General features: G+C 61.2%; 15 protein-coding genes. 7 read left to right on the forward strand and 8 right to left on the reverse strand.

What is annotated here, in order from left to right:
• Window positions 1-30 precede the first annotated feature (30 nt).
• Complete coding sequence (locus TU73_RS09005) at window positions 31-795, reverse strand: GntR family transcriptional regulator (protein ID WP_057011895.1); 765 nt, start codon at window positions 793-795, stop codon at window positions 31-33.
• 225 nt (window positions 796-1,020) lie between these two features.
• On the opposite strand from TU73_RS09005, the gene TU73_RS09010 reads away from it, so the two are divergent.
• Window positions 1,021-2,211, forward strand: coding sequence for a benzoate/H(+) symporter BenE family transporter (locus TU73_RS09010; RefSeq protein ID WP_057011896.1), 1,191 nt, complete (start codon window positions 1,021-1,023; stop codon window positions 2,209-2,211).
• 37 nt (window positions 2,212-2,248) lie between these two features.
• Here TU73_RS09010 and TU73_RS09015 read toward each other — a convergent pair whose 3' ends face one another.
• Window positions 2,249-2,593: a YggL family protein gene (locus TU73_RS09015; RefSeq protein WP_010208515.1), complete on the reverse strand. Its 345-nt coding sequence runs from the start codon at window positions 2,591-2,593 to the stop codon at window positions 2,249-2,251.
• Between the two features lie 235 nt (window positions 2,594-2,828).
• Here TU73_RS09015 and dacB point away from each other — a divergent pair, with 235 nt between their 5' ends.
• Window positions 2,829-4,289 (forward strand): D-alanyl-D-alanine carboxypeptidase/D-alanyl-D-alanine endopeptidase, encoded by a 1,461-nt coding sequence (gene dacB / locus TU73_RS09020; protein WP_057011897.1) that lies wholly within the window; start codon window positions 2,829-2,831, stop codon window positions 4,287-4,289.
• Window positions 4,290-4,370: 81 nt separating this feature from the next.
• Here the strand turns inward: dacB and TU73_RS09025 are convergent, their stop codons facing one another.
• Both TU73_RS09025 and rlmKL read right to left on the reverse strand, forming a co-directional pair.
• Window positions 4,371-6,797, reverse strand: coding sequence for a sensor domain-containing diguanylate cyclase (locus TU73_RS09025; protein ID WP_057011931.1), 2,427 nt, complete (start codon window positions 6,795-6,797; stop codon window positions 4,371-4,373).
• 231 nt (window positions 6,798-7,028) lie between these two features.
• On the reverse strand, window positions 7,029-9,293 hold the full coding sequence (gene rlmKL, locus TU73_RS09030; protein WP_057011898.1) for a bifunctional 23S rRNA (guanine(2069)-N(7))-methyltransferase RlmK/23S rRNA (guanine(2445)-N(2))-methyltransferase RlmL: 2,265 nt from the start codon (window positions 9,291-9,293) through the stop codon (window positions 7,029-7,031).
• Between the two features lie 543 nt (window positions 9,294-9,836).
• Here rlmKL and rmf point away from each other — a divergent pair.
• Window positions 9,837-10,052, forward strand: a complete 216-nt coding sequence (gene rmf / locus TU73_RS28185) for a ribosome modulation factor (RefSeq protein ID WP_002553055.1) — start codon at window positions 9,837-9,839, stop codon at window positions 10,050-10,052.
• Between the two features lie 136 nt (window positions 10,053-10,188).
• On the opposite strand, the gene TU73_RS09035 is transcribed toward rmf, so the two are convergent.
• The 4 genes from TU73_RS09035 to TU73_RS09050 all read right to left on the reverse strand — a co-directional run bounded on the left by TU73_RS09035 (window position 10,189) and on the right by TU73_RS09050 (window position 12,515).
• Window positions 10,189-11,208, reverse strand: coding sequence for a quinone-dependent dihydroorotate dehydrogenase (locus tag TU73_RS09035; RefSeq protein WP_057011899.1), 1,020 nt, complete (start codon window positions 11,206-11,208; stop codon window positions 10,189-10,191).
• Between the two features lie 86 nt (window positions 11,209-11,294).
• Window positions 11,295-11,756 carry a transglycosylase SLT domain-containing protein gene (locus TU73_RS09040; RefSeq protein WP_057011900.1) on the reverse strand — a complete coding sequence of 154 codons (462 nt, stop codon included), beginning with the start codon at window positions 11,754-11,756 and terminating at the stop codon, window positions 11,295-11,297.
• Window positions 11,749-12,135, reverse strand: a complete 387-nt coding sequence (locus tag TU73_RS09045) for a winged helix-turn-helix domain-containing protein (RefSeq protein WP_057011901.1) — start codon at window positions 12,133-12,135, stop codon at window positions 11,749-11,751. Before TU73_RS09045 ends, TU73_RS09040 begins: the two co-directional genes overlap by 8 nt.
• Window positions 12,136-12,299: 164 nt before the next feature.
• Window positions 12,300-12,515: a FliM/FliN family flagellar motor switch protein gene (locus tag TU73_RS09050; RefSeq protein WP_043047071.1), complete on the reverse strand. Its 216-nt coding sequence runs from the start codon at window positions 12,513-12,515 to the stop codon at window positions 12,300-12,302.
• Window positions 12,516-12,787: 272 nt separating this feature from the next.
• Here TU73_RS09050 and TU73_RS09055 point away from each other — a divergent pair, with 272 nt between their 5' ends.
• From TU73_RS09055 to TU73_RS09070, 4 genes are all read left to right on the forward strand, one after another.
• Window positions 12,788-13,987 carry a CmpA/NrtA family ABC transporter substrate-binding protein gene (locus TU73_RS09055; protein WP_057011902.1) on the forward strand — a complete coding sequence of 400 codons (1,200 nt, stop codon included), beginning with the start codon at window positions 12,788-12,790 and terminating at the stop codon, window positions 13,985-13,987.
• A gap of 13 nt (window positions 13,988-14,000) precedes the next feature.
• The gene (locus TU73_RS09060; RefSeq protein ID WP_057011903.1) at window positions 14,001-14,576 is read left to right on the forward strand and encodes an ANTAR domain-containing response regulator; all 576 of its coding nucleotides are present in this window, start codon (window positions 14,001-14,003) and stop codon (window positions 14,574-14,576) included.
• Window positions 14,577-14,730: 154 nt separating this feature from the next.
• Window positions 14,731-15,942 carry a nitrate/nitrite transporter gene (locus TU73_RS09065; protein ID WP_057011904.1) on the forward strand — a complete coding sequence of 404 codons (1,212 nt, stop codon included), beginning with the start codon at window positions 14,731-14,733 and terminating at the stop codon, window positions 15,940-15,942.
• Entirely contained in the window at window positions 15,942-17,612 is a 1,671-nt protein-coding gene (locus TU73_RS09070; protein ID WP_057011905.1) for a bifunctional protein-serine/threonine kinase/phosphatase, read from the forward strand. Before TU73_RS09065 ends, TU73_RS09070 begins: the two co-directional genes overlap by 1 nt.
• The last annotated feature ends 156 nt before the right edge of the window (window positions 17,613-17,768 follow it).

Below are 17,768 nucleotides of genomic sequence, written 5' to 3' on the forward strand. Positions count from 1 at the left end.
ACAAAAACCAGCTCCCACATTTGATCGGGTTTACAGCTTTACAGACGGGCGGCCTGGCTTCCTGGTCTGCAGCAAATGCGAAAACACCGCATGCAAATCATCCGACGCGCTCTCTTCATCGAGGTTGAGCTTGCTGTCGATATGATCCATGTGATGCATCATCAGGTTCACCGCCAGCACCGCATCCCGGGCTTCGATCGCGTCGATCAACTGGGTGTGCTCATCGTAGGAGCAGTGCGAGCGGTTGCCGCTTTCGTACTGGGCGATGATCAATGAAGTCTGGGACACCAGGCTGCGCTGGAAGCTGATCAACGGTGCGTTTTTTGCCGCCTCGGCCAGTTTCAAGTGGAACTCGCCCGAAAGACGGATACCCGCACCGCGGTCGCCGCGGGAGAAGCTGTCACGTTCATCGTTGACCATTTGGCGCAGCTCGGCCAGTTGCTCGGCCGTGGCGTGCTGCACCGCCAACTCGGTGATCGCCCGCTCCACCAGACGCCGCGCCATGAACACCTGGCGCGCTTCTTCCACGCTTGGGCTGGCAACTACCGCGCCGCGATTGGGCCGCAGCAGCACCACGCCCTCATGGGCCAGGCGCGACAGCGCGCGACGAATGATGGTGCGGCTCACGCCGAAGATCTCGCCCAGTGCCTCTTCACTCAATTTGGTTCCGGGTGCCAGGCGTTGTTCGAGGATCGCCTCGAAGATATGCGCGTAGACGATATCGTCCTGGGTTCCGCTGCGACCGGCCTTGCCGGCTCGCGGTTGTTTCTTGAGAGGTTGCAACTGTTCGTTCATGGGCACTCGGGTTTGGAGAACGGCGGCGAAATAACGGTAATACGGCAACGACGCTACGCTGGCAAGTATCACCTAAAAACAGGGCACATTGTACACAACCCGATGCGCCAACACACTGTACGGCTGTTTGCGGCCCCGGCTGTATTGCAATGCCTCGTTACGTTTGAGTTTAGGCTTGAATCTGCGCCATCACCGGCAAAACCCAGGTAAAAGGAATACCCTTCCATGACCGATGCCACCCAAGCGCCCTTGCGCCCGCTGGCCGACACTTCTGCGTCGGCCATCGTCGCCGGCTTCATCGCCATGATGACCGGCTATACCAGCTCCCTGGTGCTGATGTTCCAGGCCGGCCAGGCCGCCGGTTTGACCACCGCGCAGATTTCCTCGTGGATCTGGGCGATTTCCATCGGCATGGCGGTGTGCAGCATCGGCCTGTCGTTGCGCTATCGCACGCCTATCACCATTGCCTGGTCCACACCGGGCGCGGCGCTGTTGATCACAAGCTTAGGCGGCGTGAGTTATGGCGAAGCCATCGGCGCCTACATCACCTGCGCGGTGCTGGTAACCATTTGCGGGCTGACCGGCAGCTTTGAAAAGCTGGTCAAGCGGATCCCGGCGTCGCTGGCGGCGGCATTGCTGGCGGGGATCCTGTTCAAGATCGGCAGCGAAATTTTCGTCGCCGCGCAGCATCGTACCGGGCTGGTACTGGGGATGTTTTTCACCTACCTGGTCATCAAGCGACTTTCACCGCGATACGCCGTGCTCGCTGCGTTGGTAATCGGCACCCTGCTGTCAGGGCTGATGGGGTTGCTGGATTTCAGCGGCTTCCACCTGGAAGTGGCAACGCCGGTGTGGACCACGCCGCACTTCTCACTGGCGGCGACCATCAGCATCGGCATCCCGCTGTTCGTGGTGGCCATGACCTCGCAAAACATGCCCGGCGTTGCCGTACTGCGGGCCGACGGCTACAACGTGCCGGCATCGCCGTTGATCACCACCACCGGCCTGGCCTCGCTGGTGCTGGCTCCGTTCGGCTCCCACGGTATCAACCTGGCGGCCATCAGCGCGGCGATCTGCACCGGGCCCCATGCCCATGAAGACCGCAACAAGCGCTACACCGCAGCGGTGTGGTGCGGGGTGTTCTACGGGATTGCCGGGGTATTCGGCGCGACCTTGGCGGCGTTGTTCGCAGCCTTGCCCAAGGAATTGGTACTGTCGATTGCAGCGTTGGCGCTGTTTGGCTCGATCATCAATGGCCTGAGCATCGCCATGAATGAGCCGAAGGAACGGGAAGCGGCGCTGATCACCTTTATGGTCACCGCGTCAGGCTTGACGTTGTTTTCCATCGGTTCGGCGTTCTGGGGGATTGTGGCGGGGGTGTTGACGTTGCTGATTCTGAATTGGCGCAAGGCATAAAAAAACGGCGACCCTCAGGTCGCCGTTTTTTTAAGTATCACTTGGCCGCGTTGATCGGCTTTTCCGGATACCACACGTCCAGCAGCGGGCTGACTTCAGCCTTGGTCAGCTCGGAACGGGTTTTCAGCCAGGCTTCAACAGCTGCGCGCTGCTCTTCGGAAACCGAGCCACGCTTCTGCAGGCAAACCAGACCGTAGTCGTCGCCGCCGACATAGCCCAGACCGTTGGCTTCCATGGCTTCTTTGATGAATGCTTCGAGGAAAGCGTCGATAGCTTCTTCACTCAGGCCTTCTTTGAAGTCCAGGTTCAGTTCGAAACCCAGCTCTTGAAATTCATCAACGCACAGTTTTTTGCGCAGACGCTGGGAACGGTTAGTCGCCATTGGAACAATCCTCATAAGTAATAACGGGCGGCACTTTAGCAGTTTAAGGCGGCAATTGCCCGACTCTCTGGGACGGGCGGGCAAAAGCCGACAAAAAAACCGCGATTAGCAGCTATCGTTGAGCTACAAGTGGTGCCAGCTTGGGGCATAATGCCGACACTTTCGTGACCATTGAGGGATTTTCTTGCATACCCCTCACCTTTTCACCCTCCTCAGCAGTAGGGTTCTACCTCTTATGATCAAATCTTTACGTTCAGTGTTATTCGCCGGTTTCCTCTTGCCACTGGCCTTCTGCGCCACTGCCGCCCCGATTAATACCACCCTGCCGCCCAGCGTTGCCCAGGCCCTGCAGAAAGCCAAGCTGCAAAACACCGCGCTGTCCCTGGTAATGCTGCCGCTGAACGGCCCCGGCACAGCCACCGTGTTCAACGCCGATGTCTCAGTGAACCCGGCCTCCACCATGAAGCTGGTCACCACCTACGCGGCCCTGGAAATGCTCGGCCCCAACCACCAGTGGAAGACCGAGTTCTACACCGACGGCACCCTCAGCGGCGGCGTGTTGCGCGGCAACCTGTACCTCAAGGGCGGTGGCGACCCCAAGCTGAACATGGAAAAACTCTGGCTGCTGATGCGCGACCTGCGCGCCAATGGCGTGCAGCAAGTCACTGGCGACCTGGTACTGGACCGCAACTTCTTCAACCAGCCGCAATTGCCTGAGTTCAACGACGACGGCAATGACGAAAACAAGCCGTTCCTGGTCAAGCCCGATGCCCTGCTGGTCAATCTCAAGGCCCTGCGCTTCGTGACCCGCAATGATTCGGGACGGGTCATCGTGTCGGTCGAACCGCCGATTGCCAGCATTCGCATCGACAACCAAGTGAAAGCCACCAACGCCAAGCAGTGCACCGGTGACGTTCGCTACAGCCCAGTGACCGCCGCAGACGGCAGCGTGACCGTGACCGTCAGCGGCCAACTGGCGGATGGCTGCAGCTCGCAGACCTACCTGTCGCTGCTTGACCACGCCACGTACACCGCCGGTGCCGTGCGCGCAATCTGGAAGGAATTGGGCGGCACCATCCAGGGCCGTGATATCCAGGCGCCGGTGCCCAAGGATGCCAAGGTGCTGGCCCGTGCGTTCTCGCCGGACCTGGCGGAAATCATCCGCGACATCAACAAGTACAGTAACAACACCATGGCCCAGCAGTTGTTCCTGAGCCTGGGCGCGCAGTTTCGCAACGATGCCGATGGGGACGATGCCAAGGCCGCGCAACGCGTCGTGCGCCAGTGGCTGGCGAAGAAAGGCATCACCGCGCCGCACTTGGTGATGGAGAATGGCTCCGGTCTGTCCCGCGCCGAACGGGTCAGCGCCCGCGAGATGGCGGCCATGCTGCAAGCAGCCTGGAGAAGCCCCTATGCGGCGGAGTACATCAGCTCGATGCCAATCGCCGGCACCGATGGCACCATGCGTAAACGTTTGAAGACCACCGCCATGCGCGGGGAAGCCCATGTAAAGACCGGCACATTGAATACCGTGCGTGCCATCGCCGGGTACAGCCGCGACAACAACGGCAATACCTGGGCGGTGGTGGCGATCCTCAATGACAACAAACCGTGGGGTGCCTCATCGGTGCTGGACCAGGTGCTGCTGGACCTGTATCGCCAGCCGAAGGCCGTTGCAGCCGCGCCGGTTCTCTAAAGCATCACATCACCCTGTAGGAGCGAGCTTGCTCGCGAAAATCGTCAACGTTAACGCGTGTCTCCTGAATAAACGCGGCGTCTATGGCTTTTTCGCGAGCAAGCTCGCTCCTACAGGCATCAGGGCTTGCCCACTCCCACACGCCTCGACCCGGTCCCTGCCCGCCTGCTTGGCCACATACACTGCCGAATCAGCGCGCAGCAGCAAGCCATCTATGTCTTCATCGATCCGCCAACTGGCCACGCCAAAGCTGGCGGTGACGATACCCACCGGTTCCATCGGCGTGTTGCGCAGCGACTGCCACAACTGCGTCGCCAGGCTATAAGCCTGGGCACCATCGGTGCCGGGGCACAGCACCGCGAACTCTTCGCCGCCTACCCGGCAGAATACATCGGTACGCCGCAACCGCTGGCCAATGCGCTTGCACAACTCCTGCAATACGCGGTCACCCATGGCGTGGCCGTGCTGGTCGTTGATCCGCTTGAAGTGATCGATATCGAGCATGATTAACGACAGAGCACCGGCGCTGCGGTTGAGGCGGAGCATCTCGACCTTGAGGCGATCCTGAAAATAACGGCGGTTATAAATGCCCGTCAATGAATCGGTGATGGACAGCGCACGCAGTTCTTCCTCGACCCGCTTGAGATCGGAAATATCCGATACATAACCGTGCCAAAGCGTACCGCCTCCCGGTAATTCCTCCGGTGTCGCCTCGCCGCGAATCCAGCGCAGGCCTCGCTGCGGCAATTGCACGCGGTACTCTTCGCGCCAGTGGCTTAATTGCAGGGCCGACAAACGAATCGACGCCTGCACCCGCTCGGCGTCCAACGGGTGGATGCGCTCGAACACCGTGCGCGCATCCTGTTGCAACACACCGAGTTCGATTTCATAGATATCGCGCATGCCTTGGCTGGCGTAGATGAAACGCCAGTTGTCCTGGGGTTCCAGGGTGAACTGGAAGATTCCGCCAGGCACATGACTGCTGAGTTTTTTCAGCAAGCGATCCCGCGCGGCAAGAGCTTCGTAGGCGCTCTTCTGCTCGGTGATGTCCAGGTAAATCGCCAAATGCCCGACCCATAGGCCGTAGTCGTCCAGAAGTACCGTTACCAGCATGTTGACGGTCAGCTGGCTGCCGTCCTTGCGCTGCAGCGTCCATTCGCGGGCTTCATGTTGACTGTCGGGGGTTTCCACCAGCATCGCCTGGCTCGGCGGGATGCGCTTGCCCAACGCCGCGCTCAAGGGCACAGCGCGTGCTTCAAGTTCCGAGGCCAGGTGCAGGCTCTCCAACTTCAGGCGGCCCAGCACCTCTTCGCTCTTGAACCCCAGCATGCGTTCGGCACCAGCGTTGAAGGTGTTGATCACACCGCGCAAGTCGGTAGCGATGATCGCCACTTGGGTCGCCGCGTTCAGCACACTGCGCAGCTGACCATGGGCCCCACGTAACTCCTGCTCTCGCAAGCGCAACTGCACGGTACGCTGCTCCACCAGTTTCAACGCGCGCTGGCGCTGGCTGACCAACACGTAGAGCAAGGCGCTGAGCAAGGCACTGAGCAGCACGCCCATGGCCAGGACGGTGTTCATGGACGAGTGATTCGCCATGTCGAACACCTGGCTCGCACGCACGCTCAGGGCGTAGACATGGTCACCGAGGGCAAGACGGCGCGTAGACGACAGGTCACTGTTGCCCGGTGCATTGCTCGACGCATACAACTCCCGCTGCTGGCTGTCGGAAGTATCGATGATCTGCATCACCAGGTTGTCGCGGTTCGGCTTGGGTAAACCGTCGGTCACCAGCTGGCGCATGCTGATCACCGCCATGACAAAACCGTAGGGCTCGGTATCGCCAGCTTTGCTGACCGGCGCTACCAGCAACACCCCGGCCGCATAGGCAGGCTCGACGCCCACCAATTGCATGGGTTGTGACACCGCAGGCTTGCCGCTTTGTTGTGCACGTTCCAGGGCTGAGCGGCGCAAGGGCTGGGCCAGCAGGTCAAAACCCAAGGGGGCGCCCAGCAGGCTTTGCGTCTGGCTGTAGAGTACCGGGACGTATTCATCGCGCTCGGCGGCCGGTGCCAACTCGCCCAAGGCATTCAGTTCACGGATCGCAAAAGGTACGCCGCGCTGGCGGGAGATCTGTTGTTCAAACTGGCTGCGCTGCTCGCGAAATACCCGCGGCGCCCAGGAATAGGCACGGGCATGCAGCAACAGCGGTTGGGCAAAACCGTCGAACTCGCTACGGGACACATCAGCGGAATTGGCGAAGAAACGCTGCAAGCTCCCCAGGCGTTGTTCCTGGTCTTCGAAACGTTCCTGGATACGAGTGAAGCGTTCGTTGACCAACAATTGGAAACGCTGGTGCACCTGCTGCTGATACAGATCGGCCGCCGCCCACGCGACAACCACCGTCAACGCGCTACCGACCGACAGTACGACCAACGCCACCAGCCAAGCCGACGCCTGCTCACTGATAAAACCAAGGATTTTCGGGCGACCGGCTTGCATCGGCATGGGCAACACTCGCAACGCCAGCGTGCGGGGGGTCACTATGGCTAGGCTTTCAGTTATAGCCATTGGCCCAGGGTTTGACCAGCGTAAAAACTGCGGGCGCTTAATGTGGGAGAGGGCTTGCTCCCGATAGAGGTGTATCAGTCAATACATCGGGTGACTGACACTCTGCTATCGGGAGCAAGCCCCCTCCCACACTGGATACTCAGCGCATTCAGAACTTCTGATGTTTAATCAGCGTGCGGTGATTTTCCAGGCCCGGTGGATCTTCGCATTGCGCGCAAAGTCCGGGTCGATGGTCTTGTCGCTGATTTCCTCGACCGCATAGCGTTCACTGACGTTGTCTTCCAGCTGGAACTTGCGGAAGTTATTGGAGAAGTACAACACGCCACCCGGCGCCAGGCGGGCCATGGCCAGGTCGAGCAATTGCACGTGGTCACGCTGCACGTCGAAGATGCCTTCCATGCGCTTGGAGTTGGAGAAGGTCGGCGGGTCGATGAAAATCATATCGAACTCATCGCGGCTGGCCTCCAGCCATGCCATGACGTCACCCTGCTCCAGCCGGTTTTTGTCGGAGAAACCATTGAGCGAGAAGTTGCGACGCGCCCAGTCCAGATAGGTCTTGGACAGGTCGACGCTGGTGGTGCTGCGCGCGCCGCCCTTGGCGGCGTGCACACTGGCGGTGGCGGTGTAGCAATACAGGTTGAGGAAGCGCTTGCCCGCCGCTTCCTTCTGGATACGCATGCGCATCGGGCGGTGATCGAGGAACAGGCCGGTGTCCAGGTAGTCGGTGAGGTTGACCAGCAACTTCACGCCGCCTTCACTGACTTCGGTGAACTTGCCCTGGGCGCTCTGACGCTCGTACTGCTTGGTACCGCTCTGGCGCTCACGACGCTTGACCACCACGCGGCTCTTGTCGACGTTGAGTGCCTGGGGAATCGCTGCCAGGGCATCGAACATGCGGGCCGAGGCTTTTTCCGGGTCGATGGATTTCGGCGCGGCGTACTCCTGCACGTGCACCCAATCGTGATACAGGTCGATGGCCATGGAGTATTCAGGCATGTCAGCGTCATACACACGGTAGCAATCCACGCCTTCACGCTTGGCCCATTTGCCCAACAGCTTGAGGTTCTTTTGCAGGCGGTTGGCAAACATCTGCCCGCCTTCGCTCAAGCGCGCCTGTTCCACCACGGGCGCCGGGGCCGGCTTGATCGGGTTGCCGTTCTTGTTGTACTGGCGCTCTACCGGCTCGGTCGGGGCCTGGTCGTAAGCCGCTTGCTCACGCTCGGCCTGGCGCTGTTCCGGGGTACGGCGCTCGCCGGTGACGAACTGATCCGGGTTGACCTTGATCAGCAGCAATTTGCACGGCAATGCGCCGTTCCAGAAGGAATACTGCTTGTGACTGCGGATGCCCATGCGCTTGCCCAGGTCCGGCGCGCCGGTGAACACCGCCGCTTCCCAGCCCATGCAGGCCTGGCGCAGGCGCTCGCCGAGGTTCTGGTAGAGGTACAACAGGCTGGCTTCGTCACCCAGGCGCTCGCCGTAGGGCGGGTTGCAGATCACCAGGCCTTTCTGATTCTGGTCCGGGCGCGGCTCGAAGGTGCCGACTTCGCCCTGGTACACCTTGATCCAATGGCTCAGGCCAGCGCGTTCGATGTTATTGCGTGCCGGCTGGATCAGGCGTGGGTCAGCTTCGTAGCCTCGTACCCACAACGGCGGTTTGTTCATACCGATGGCCGCGCGTTCGGTGGCCTCGCTGTGCAGCTTCTTCCACAGCGCCGGGACGTGGCCCAGCCAGGTGGTGAAGCCCCACAGTTCGCGGTTGAGGTTGGGGGCCATGTCGGCGGCGATCATCGCGCCTTCGACCAGGAAGGTGCCGACGCCGCACATCGGGTCAGTCAGCGCGCCACCTTCGGCGGCAATGCGTGGCCAGCCGGCGCGGATCAAAATCGCCGCCGCCAGGTTCTCCTTCAACGGTGCCGCGCCCTGCTGCAGGCGGTAGCCGCGCTGGTGCAGGCTGTGGCCGGACAGATCCAGGGACAGGATCGCTTCGCCACGGTCCAGGCGCAGGTGAATGCGCAGGTCCGGGTTGATTTTGTCGATGGACGGACGTTCGCCGGTCGGGGTGCGCAGCTTGTCGACGATCGCATCCTTGACCTTCAGCGCGCCGAAGTGGGTGTTGTCGATGCCCGAGCCATGACCGCTGAACTCCACCGCCAGGCTGCCATCGGGCACCATGTGGTCGGCCCATTCGATATCCAGCACGCCATGGTAGAGGTCTTCGGCGTCCTTCATCGGGAAGCGCTTGAGCACCAGCAGCACACGGTTGGCCAGGCGTGACCAGAGGCACAGGCGGTAGGCGGTTTCCATGTCGGCCATGCCGCGCACAGCCGAGGTGTGCTCGCGGGCTTCCTCAAGGCCAAGCCCGACGGCTTCCTCGATCAGCAGGCCTTCGAGGCCCTTGGGGCAAGTGAGGAAGAGTTCAAAACGGTCCGACATGGGGCATTCCAGGCTTTTCAGCAATAAATGAACGGGCGACGCATCGCCGGCTCGGTTTTCAATCAAGCACTTTTCTTGAAGAGTGCTCGCGTGGCACGAATGTGCCGTCCCACCCCGTCTGACGGGCCCTCGGGCCTTTATTGACGGGGCAGAGAGAAATTTTTAGCGATTACATCCGCAACAAAACGAAATATTCTGACCCTTCGTCGAATAATAACCGACTGCAACAGGCGGAAATTCTCACTAAAGGATTAAACCCTTTCGCTTTGCAGGGCACATCATAGCTGGCTTTGCCCAATAAAAGGGACGAAAAGCCATCCCAGCTTATGGCTATAGCATCGTTATCGTTACGTGCTTATGACAAAACGATCATTGAATCCATGTGACCTATTGGTTAGAACTCAACACAGGTTGGCGCCGTCACGACGCCGACACATCGGCTCGCCACGCCGGCAGCGAGCCCACCAACGGCAGAAAAACTCTGCCCGGCCTTGGACAAGGCCGAAGGATATCTAGACAGTCAACAAGTGAGGGAAACACCCTATGAGAAGACTTAAGCGTGATCCGTTGGAAAGAGCATTTTTACGCGGATATCAATATGGTGTTCATGGAAAATCCCGTGAGCTTTGCCCATTTACTCTACCGTCGGTACGCCAAGCCTGGATCAACGGCTGGCGAGAAGGACGCGGCGACAATTGGGACGGTATGACTGGCACTGCGGGCATCCACAGACTCAACGAACTTCACGCCGTCGGCTAATCAGGGCACTTAAATTCCGACACACACCTTTGAATATGTAGCGACTTAACCACGCGCGCCCCATCCGGGCGGCGGGCTTCGGCCCAGGGGCTCCTTTATGGAGCCCTTTTTATTACCTGCCGATTAGCCGTTTGCATCAGCGCAAGGCAGCGATGGCATCCACCGACTGGCGTATCAGCGCCGGCCCTTTGTAGATAAACCCTGAATACAACTGCACCAGGCTCGCGCCAGCCGCGATCTTTTCGGCAGCGTGCTTGCCTTCGGTGATACCGCCCACCGCAATGATTGGCAAACGCCCAGCCAACTCGGCCGCCAGCACCTTGACGATATGGGTGCTCTTGTCCCGCACCGGCGCGCCCGACAGGCCGCCCGCCTCGTCACCATGGGCCAAGCCTTCAACACCTACGCGGCTGAGGGTAGTGTTGGTCGCAATCACTGCGTCCATCCCCGACTCCACCAGGGCCTGGGCCACCAGCACGGTTTCTTCATCGCTCATGTCCGGCGCGATCTTGATCGCCAATGGCACGCGCTTGCCGTGGCGCACGGCCAGATCTTCCTGGCGTTGGCGCAAGGCTTCGAGCAGTTGCTTGAGGGAATCACCAAATTGCAGGCTGCGCAGGCCCGGGGTATTGGGCGAGCTGACGTTGACGGTGACATAGCTGGCGTGGGCATAGACCTTGTCCAGGCAGATCAGGTAGTCATCCACCGCGCGCTCAACCGGCGTATCGACGTTCTTGCCGATGTTGATACCCAGGATGCCTGTGTACTTCGCCGCCTGGACCCGCGCCAGCAGATGGTCGACGCCCAGGTTGTTGAAACCCATGCGATTGATGATCGCCTCGGCTTCCGGCAAGCGGAAAATGCGTGGTTTGGGGTTGCCCGGTTGTGGCCGCGGGGTCACAGTGCCGATTTCGACAAAGCCGAACCCCAACTGCGCGAACCCATCGATGGCCGCGCCGTTCTTGTCCAGGCCGGCTGCCAGGCCGACCGGGTTAGGAAAATCCAGCCCCATCACCGACACCGGCATTTTCGCCGGTGCCTTGCATACCAGGCCATTGAGTCCCAGGCGGCCACCGGCACCGATCAGGTCCAGGGACAGATCGTGGGAGGTTTCCGGGGAGAGTTTGAACAACAGCTGGCGGGCCAAGGTATACATGGGCGGGCTAGACTCGGATGGCGGCAAAAGGTGACGCCGATTATAGCCGGGGTGGCGGGCCGCATGCGAGGCGCGCCGCGCTGATCTCATTGACGCTGCGAAACCAGCGCTTCATAACGCACCCAGATCCTTTCCGCGTACCGCAGGCGTAGTGCCTCACGCTGCGGGCCTGGCCCCGGCCCGACGTTGTAGGCACCCACCGCCGTCCAGTTATATCCGAAACGCTGGATAAACTCAGCCAGGATCGAGGCACCGACCTCCACTGACAGGCAAGGCTCGTTCAGCAGACGCTCTTCGGTAATGCCCTGCTTGAGCAAACGCGGCAGGTGGATGCTGTTGATCTGCATCAGGCCGATATCACGCGTGCCGTTGCGGTTGGTGTAGTTCATTGCCTGGGAGCGGTAACCCGACTCTACCGCAGCGATGGCCTGCAACAACTCAGGTTCCAGGTCGTATCGCCGGGCCATTTCGTCCCAGCAATAGGCCAGTGCCTGGTTGCTGCCCATCAGCAAGCCGAGCAGCAGGCCCCTGCTCCACCCCTTAAGCATTGCTGGCCTGACCGCAGAATGAGCACACATGCACAACGTGCCTTGATGGGTTGCTCACCACACGCACCGGGCAGGTAAAGCGATACCCCTTGCCGTAGATCGTCTTGATAAATCCTTTGTCAGCACCCAGGTGCTTGCGCAGGGAGTAAATGCACCGCGTCAGTGATTCATCGGCCACCTCGCCACGGGACCAGGCCAGTTCCAACAAGCGGTCCTTGGTCATCAACGTGCCACCGGAGGCCAGCAGCAGACGCAGAACCTGCCCCTCCTTGGGTGGCAACTGAATATCCGCGTGCCCGCCCGTCAACCGGCCATCGCCATGCAAAGTCCAGCGAGCAAAGACCAGGGAAGTCGCAGGTTCAGCAGTCACGACGACCATACGCACCTCTGCATTCGACTACTGCCATTCAAAATCCTTATTTCCTGTGCCAGCTCGCGCCAATGTCACAACTATAGAAATCGGCACTTCGGCCCGCGTTAGGACAAAACCCATTCAGCCGACTTTTTTTTGCACCCTCCGGTAGGACAATTCGCTACCCGCCCTTATTGAGAGATCCACTCCTGATAGGTCTCCTGCAACTCCACCCCCAGCCGGTCCTCCAGTTGCACCAGCTCACCCAATGCCATCAGTTGCCCGTTGACCCGCACCTCCACACATCGGGTTACCCCTGGATCCAAGGGCAGTACCTTCCCCGGTGCGAACGCAGCCAGACGCTTGCGGCTGATCAGTTGTTCCTGCAACAGTATTTCCAGGTGCATGGACAAAGGCCTTTTTCAGGGGAAACACTCAGGATTCCTGGGCTGTATGGCTTGAAGAAGCGGCCATACTGCGAGGCGCAGGAGGTTCAATCATGATGGAAAGCTGACGGCAGAACCCACCCTCCAGCCCATGGCATGTGCCTTGCTATGCACTCTGTAACAGGCCCGCGCCAAAGACTCGGCGAGCCTACGCACATAGGCGTGGTTACCCTGCAATGGCCTGCACCGCCACCCCAGGGAATCACGGCTTTCCTGGAAAAAGGCAGGTGTTGATGAACGATCCACTGGCTTGGGTAAACGGCAGTGACGCCCCGGAAAAAAGCAGCCTCGACCTGGGCTTCATGGCATTGACCGATTGCGCCTCGCTGGTAGTTGCCGCCACCCAGGGCTTTGCCCAACCCTATGGCCTCACGCTGAATCTCAAGCGCCAGTCGTCCTGGGCCAACCTGCGTGACAAGCTGGTCAGCGGCGAACTGGACGCCGCCCACAGTCTCTACGGGCTGATCTATGCCGTGCATCTGGGCATCGGCGGTGTCGCCCCTTGCCCCATGGCGGTGCTGATGGGGCTGAACCAGAACGGCCAGAGCATCAACCTGTCCCGCGGCCTGCAGACCCAAGGTGTGGTCACTCCTGAGGCACTGGAGCGCCATGTGCACCAAAGCCGGACGAAACTGACCTTTGCCCAGACATTTCCCACCGGCACCCACGCCATGTGGTTGTATTACTGGCTGGCCAGCCAAGGCATTCATCCGTTGCGGGATGTGAACAGCGTAGTGGTGCCGCCACCGCAGATGGTTGCGCACCTGCAAGCCGGACGCATCGAGGGGTTTTGTGTCGGCGAACCCTGGAGCGCCAGCGCAGTGAAGGAAAATCAAGGCTTTACCCTGGCGACCAGCCAGTCGATCTGGCCCGATCATCCGGAAAAAGTCCTGGGCTGCACCCAGGCCTTCGTCGACGAGTATCCCAATACCGCCCGCGTGCTGGTGATGGCGATTCTCGAGGCCAGCCGGTTTATCGAACAGGGCAGTGAAAACCGCCGCTCCACTGCGCAATTGCTCAGTGCCCGTGAGTACCTGGACGCCCCACTGGACTGTATAGAGCCGCGACTGCTGGGCAACTATGACGATGGCCTGGGCAACCAGTGGCAAGATCCCCACGCATTGCGTTTTTTCGCCGGTGGCGAGGTGAACCTGCCCTACCTCAGCGACGGCATGTGGTTCATGACCCAGTTCCGACGCTGGGGCTTGCTGCGTGAAGACCCTGACTACCTGGGCGTCGCCCGGCAGGTGCAGCAACTGGCGCTGTATCGCCAGGCGGCCGAGACGCTGGGCATTGCCGCCGGCGACTCAGAGATGCGCAGCAGCCAGTTGATCGACGGCAAGACCTGGGACGGCTCCGACCCTGCCGGCTACGCCCGCAGCTTCCGCCTGCATGCCCTGGCCGATGACGCCAGCCGCCAAGCGCTGCGCTGAAAGGGGTATGACAATGCTGCGAATCCTGTTGATCAATGACACTGCGCGCAAGGTCGGGCGCCTCAAGGCTGCGCTGACCGAGGCTGGTTTCGAAGTGATCGATGAGTCGGGCCTGACCATCGACCTGCCCGCACGCGTCGAAACGGTGCGCCCGGACGTGATCCTGATCGATACCGAGTCACCCGGTCGCGATGTGATGGAGCAAGTGGTGCTGGTCAGCCGCGACCAACCCCGGCCCATCGTGATGTTTACCGATGAGCACGACCCGAACGTGATGCGCCAGGCAATCAGGGCCGGGGTCAGTGCCTACATTATCGAAGGCATCCAGGCCCAGCGCTTGCAACCGATCCTTGATGTGGCCATGGCCCGCTTCGAGAGCGACCAGGCCCTGCGCGCCCAACTGCACGCCCGCGACCAGCAGTTGGCCGAGCGCAAGCGCATCGAGCTGGCCAAGGGCCTGTTGATGAAAATGAAGGACTGCAATGAAGAAGAGGCCTACACCCTGATGCGCCGCCAGGCCATGAGTCGCCAACAGAAACTGATCCAGGTGGCGGAGCAGATTATTGCCATGAGCGAGTTGCTCGGCTGATCTGGCTCAGCTCTTGCTAAACAATCCTGACAGGTAGCCAACGGCGGTTGCCCCTCCACGACAAAGACGTCGCCCATCCGGTTTGCCCCTCGCGAACCTGGTGGCGGCGTTTTTTGCGTTTTGGCCCCCTAGCCCCCAACCGTTGAGGTGCATGATGAAATCAAGCTTCTGGAAATCCGGGCACACCCCGACCCTATTCGCCGCGTTCCTGTATTTCGACCTGAGCTTCATGGTCTGGTACCTGCTGGGCCCGCTGGCGGTGCAGATTGCCGCCGACCTGCAGCTGACCACTCAACAGCGTGGCCTGGTGGTGGCGACACCGATCCTGGCCGGCGCGTTGCTGCGTTTTCTGATGGGCATGCTGGCCGACAAGCTGTCGCCCAAGACCGCCGGGCTGATCGGCCAGGTGATTGTGATCGTGGCGCTGTTCTGTGCCTGGAAACTGGGGATCCACAGCTACGAGCAAGCCTTGCTGCTGGGCCTGTTCCTGGGCATGGCCGGTGCCTCCTTTGCAGTCGCCCTGCCCTTGGCGTCCCAGTGGTACCCGGCGGAACACCAGGGCAAGGCCATGGGCATCGCCGGGGCCGGTAACTCCGGCACCGTGTTTGCCGCATTGCTGGCACCGGTGCTGGCGGCCGCATTCGGCTGGAGCAATGTGTTCGGCTTTGCACTGATTCCGCTGGTGCTGACGCTGATCGTGTTCGCCTGGCTCGCACGCAATGCCCCAGAGCGGCCGAAAGCCAAATCCATGGCCGACTACTTCAAGGCCCTGGGCGACCGCGACAGCTGGTGGTTCATGTTCTTCTACAGCGTGACCTTCGGCGGTTTTATCGGCCTGGCCAGCGCCCTGCCCGGCTACTTCAACGACCAGTACGGCCTGAGCCCGGTGACCGCCGGCTACTACACCGCCGCCTGCGTGTTCGGCGGCAGCCTGATGCGGCCCTTGGGCGGCGCCCTGGCGGATCGTTTCGGCGGGATCAAGACCCTGCTCGGCATGTACAGCGTGGCAGTGGTGTGCATCGCTGCCGTAGGTTTCAACCTGCCGAGTTCTTACGCGGCATTGGCGCTGTTCGTCTGCACCATGCTCGGCCTCGGCGCCGGGAATGGCGCGGTGTTCCAACTGGTGCCCCAGCGCTTTCGCCGGGAAATCGGCGTGATGACCGGGCTGATCGGCATGGCCGGCGGCATTGGTGGCTTCGCCCTCGCCGCCGGTATGGGTGCGATCAAGCAGAGTACCGGCAGTTATCAACTGGCCCTATGGTTGTTCGCCAGCCTCGGTGTGCTGGCCTGGTTCGGCCTGCATGGCGTGAAACGGCGCTGGAGAACCACCTGGGGATCGGCCGCCGTGACCGCCGCACGCGTCTGATGAGCCTGCAACTGAGCGTCGCCCAGGCCAGTGCCATCGGCCCGCGCAGCGAAAACCAGGACGCGCTGCGCGTGGTCACACCCATGGCGGAACTGGCGGCGAGCAAAGGCTACCTGTGCGCACTGGCCGATGGCGTCAGCCAATGCGCCGACGGTGGTCTGGCCGCGCGCTCGACGCTGCAGGCCCTGGCCCTGGACTACTACGCCACGCCGCAGACCTGGGGCGTAGCCCAGGCGCTGGAGCGCCTGTTGCTGGCGCAAAACCGCTGGTTGCAGGCCAATGGCGGCGGGCAACCGCTGCTGACAACCCTCAGTGCCCTGGTGTTTCGCGGCCGGCGTTTCACCCTCGCCCATGTCGGCGATTGCCGAGTATATCGCTGGCTCAACGGCGAGTTGCAACGCATCAGCGAAGACCATGTGTGGGAACAGCCGGGCATGCAACATGTGCTCAAGCGCGCCCTCGGCCTGGATCAGCACCTGGTGCTGGATTTCCTCGACGGCGAACTGCGCGAAGGTGAATGCTTCCTGCTGCTCAGCGACGGGGTGTGGGCCACGCTGGGCGACGCCAGCATCGGCACGATCCTGCGTGAACAAAGCGACCTCGACCTGGCCGTCAGCACCCTGGTCAACGCTGCGCACCTGGCCGGCAGCCAAGACAACGCCAGCGCCGTACTGGTGCGTATCGACCGACTCGGCGCCGCCACTCTCGGCGACGCCCTGGTGCAGTTACAGCAATGGCCGCTGCCGCCAGCGCTGAAGGCCGGCCAGATCTTTGAAGGCTGGCGAGTAGAGAGCGTGCTGGCCCAGAGTCGGCAGTCGCTGCTGTACCGGGTCCGCGATGCCCAGCAACAACCCTGGCTGCTCAAGACCCTGCCACTGAGCCACGACGACGACACCGACGCGGCCCAAGCCTTGTTGTCGGAAGAATGGTTCCTGCGCCGAGTCGCCGGCCGCGCCTTTCCTGAAGTCCACGCCGCCAGTGGTCGTCAGCACTTGTACTACGTGATGCGCGAATATCCCGGGCAGACCCTGGCCCAGCTGTTCCAGCAGCAAGGCCCGTTGCCGCTGGCGCAGTGGCAGACGATCGCCGAACGTTTGCTGCGGGCCGTGGGCCTGTTGCATCGCCGGCAGATCCTGCACCGCGATATCAAGCCGGAAAACCTGCTGCTGGGGGACGATGGCGAACTGCGAGTGCTGGACTTCGGCCTGGCCTACTGCCCTGGGCTGTCTGAAGACCGCGCCCATCTGCTGCCCGGCACCCCGAGCTTTATCGCACCGGAAGCCTTCGGTGGCGAGCAGCCTACGGCGCAACAGGATTTGTATGGCGTTGGTGTGACCTTGTATTACCTGCTGACCGGGCATTACCCCTACGGCGAAATCGAAGCCTTTCAACGCCCGCGCTTCAACCAGCCGGTCAGCGCCAGCCGCTATCGCCCCGACTTGCCGGATTGGTTGCCCCTGAGTCTGGAACGTGCCGTAGCCGCCCTTCCCGCCCAACGCTATGAAACCGCCGAAGAATGGCTGCTGGTACTGGAACAGGCCGACCGCCGCGAACTCAGTGTACGACCACGGCCTTTGCTGGAGCGCGAACCGCTCAAGGTGTGGCAGACCCTGGCGGTGGCTTCGCTGCTGATCAATCTGGTGCTGATGTACTGGCTTTTGCACCACTAACGGGCAAAATCCGCCGAGGCTCTATTTAAACGCCCAATAAAACTGGGGCCATGGGAACTTGGCACAGCTGCTGCATTAGCTTTCCCAACAACCCACATACAGCCGCCCCTTCAACGACGAAGGCGCGTGCTTCCCGAGAGAACGGGACCAGGACAA

This window comes from Pseudomonas libanensis (assembly GCF_001439685.1).
In the GTDB taxonomy this organism is placed as follows: Bacteria; Pseudomonadota; Gammaproteobacteria; order Pseudomonadales; family Pseudomonadaceae; genus Aquipseudomonas; species Aquipseudomonas libanensis.

What these genes read in the sequence shown, in the direction of transcription:
- TU73_RS09055 (WP_057011902.1), top strand. Translation starts at nt 12,788, where the DNA reads ATGAACGATCCACTGGCTTGGGTAAACGGCAGTGACGCCCCGGAAAAA.
- dacB (WP_057011897.1), top strand. Translation starts at nt 2,829, where the DNA reads ATGATCAAATCTTTACGTTCAGTGTTATTCGCCGGTTTCCTCTTGCCA.
- TU73_RS09065 (WP_057011904.1), top strand. Translation starts at nt 14,731, where the DNA reads ATGAAATCAAGCTTCTGGAAATCCGGGCACACCCCGACCCTATTCGCC.
- rmf (WP_002553055.1), top strand. Translation starts at nt 9,837, where the DNA reads ATGAGAAGACTTAAGCGTGATCCGTTGGAAAGAGCATTTTTACGCGGA.
- TU73_RS09050 (WP_043047071.1), bottom strand. Translation starts at nt 12,515, where the DNA reads ATGCACCTGGAAATACTGTTGCAGGAACAACTGATCAGCCGCAAGCGT.
- TU73_RS09005 (WP_057011895.1), bottom strand. Translation starts at nt 795, where the DNA reads ATGAACGAACAGTTGCAACCTCTCAAGAAACAACCGCGAGCCGGCAAG.
- TU73_RS09070 (WP_057011905.1), top strand. Translation starts at nt 15,942, where the DNA reads ATGAGCCTGCAACTGAGCGTCGCCCAGGCCAGTGCCATCGGCCCGCGC.
- rlmKL (WP_057011898.1), bottom strand. Translation starts at nt 9,293, where the DNA reads ATGTCGGACCGTTTTGAACTCTTCCTCACTTGCCCCAAGGGCCTCGAA.
- TU73_RS09045 (WP_057011901.1), bottom strand. Translation starts at nt 12,135, where the DNA reads ATGGTCGTCGTGACTGCTGAACCTGCGACTTCCCTGGTCTTTGCTCGC.
- TU73_RS09025 (WP_057011931.1), bottom strand. Translation starts at nt 6,797, where the DNA reads ATGCCGATGCAAGCCGGTCGCCCGAAAATCCTTGGTTTTATCAGTGAG.
- TU73_RS09035 (WP_057011899.1), bottom strand. Translation starts at nt 11,208, where the DNA reads ATGTATACCTTGGCCCGCCAGCTGTTGTTCAAACTCTCCCCGGAAACC.
- TU73_RS09015 (WP_010208515.1), bottom strand. Translation starts at nt 2,593, where the DNA reads ATGGCGACTAACCGTTCCCAGCGTCTGCGCAAAAAACTGTGCGTTGAT.
- TU73_RS09010 (WP_057011896.1), top strand. Translation starts at nt 1,021, where the DNA reads ATGACCGATGCCACCCAAGCGCCCTTGCGCCCGCTGGCCGACACTTCT.
- TU73_RS09060 (WP_057011903.1), top strand. Translation starts at nt 14,001, where the DNA reads ATGCTGCGAATCCTGTTGATCAATGACACTGCGCGCAAGGTCGGGCGC.
- TU73_RS09040 (WP_057011900.1), bottom strand. Translation starts at nt 11,756, where the DNA reads ATGCTTAAGGGGTGGAGCAGGGGCCTGCTGCTCGGCTTGCTGATGGGC.